The organism is Streptomyces niveiscabiei (assembly GCF_001419795.1).
GTDB lineage: Bacteria > Actinomycetota > Actinomycetes > Streptomycetales > Streptomycetaceae > Streptomyces > Streptomyces niveiscabiei.
Map to the genome: position 1 here is coordinate 1 of NZ_LIRL01001456.1, position 1,207 is coordinate 1,207.

The 1,207-nt window shown below is 72.7% G+C and carries 1 protein-coding gene and 1 pseudogene; one reads left to right on the forward strand and one right to left on the reverse strand.

What is annotated here, in order from left to right; genetic code table 11:
- Positions 1-620, forward strand: a 620-nt coding sequence (locus AOK24_RS49085) for a hypothetical protein (RefSeq protein WP_079057298.1), incomplete at its 5' end; no start/stop codon positions are given.
- A 127-nt stretch (positions 621-747) separates the two neighbouring features.
- Here the strand turns inward: AOK24_RS49085 and AOK24_RS44930 are convergent.
- A pseudogene (locus AOK24_RS44930) lies at positions 748-1,207 on the reverse strand (hypothetical protein); the annotation flags it as partial.

Consider the following 1,207-nt stretch of genomic DNA (forward strand, 5'->3'; position numbering starts at 1 on the left):
CTCCGGACCAGCCCTGGCGGCCTCGGGAACCCTCGCGGGGCGAAGGCGGCGACGGCGAGGGGGGTTCGCCGTGGGGCCGGTGGAGCGACCGTCAGCCGGGGCGGTCGCAGGGCGGGTTCGGGGATCGGCCAGGTGCGGGGCCCGAGGGACAGGGGGGCAACCAGGCTCCCGGTCCTCGGTGGGACCCGACCGATCCGGCTCAGCGCCGCGCGCGGTACTCCTTGCTCGGCGGTATGTGGGCTTTCTTCTTCGTCCTCTTCGGCTGGGCCTATGTCGCCCTCCTTCTCGGTGCGCTCTCCCTCTACTGGGCGATCAGTGCTCTCAGAGCCCGCCCCCGCCAGAACGGCTCCGACAGCCCCGCCGCGAACGGCCCCGCCAACCCGGCCGCCCCCGGCAACTCCCCCGGCTCCTCCGGCAGTCGGCCCCAGACGACCGCCGCGATCACCGGGCTCGTCACCGCGTCCCTGGCCCTCGCTCTCGTCGGCGCCGGCTTCGCCGCGCAGCTCGTCTACCGGGACTACTACACCTGCCGGGCCGACGCCCTCACCAACGAGGCCCAACAGTCCTGCGACGACCTCCTTCCCAAGCAGCTACGGGAATTGCTGGGTACTACCGACTGAGGGTCGTGGGCCTCACCTCCTCCTTGTCCGGCCTCTCCGCCCGGCCCCTCTACCCCCTCATCGTTCCGACCCCGCCGACCGGTTCACATCTCCGCGAAAAATTTTTCCGCCCGCCGGATCCGGCCCCTCACCGCTCCCCTTTCTCCCCCGGCACCTCCGTCTCCGGCCCCGCCTCCGCCTCCTCCCACGGCCTCGAAGCCTCCCGCAACGCCGCCCACCGAGCCTCACGAGCCGAGTCGTCGTGCCAGGCAGGATCGGGGGACGTGGTGAGGAAGTCGTACGGCTCGAAGAGGGTGCCGGAGGCGCCGGTGTCGTGGGAGGTGTCTTCGAGAAGGGACGCGTAGACGGGATCGTCGGCGCGGGGAACGGCGGCCTCGGACAGGTCGGGCGCCTTCTTCGCCGTACGGAACAGCCCGGTCGGCGACGGGAACCACGTACGACGCCGCCGCGCCCCCTCCCCTTCGTACCCGTCCTCGTACGCTCCCGGCTCGCTGCCACTTTCCGACGCCTCGGGCTCCGGCGTACGCCCCCGCTGCCACCACCGTCGTCCGCTCCCCTCCCGACCGGCGGCCTCCGCCCCCTTCTCC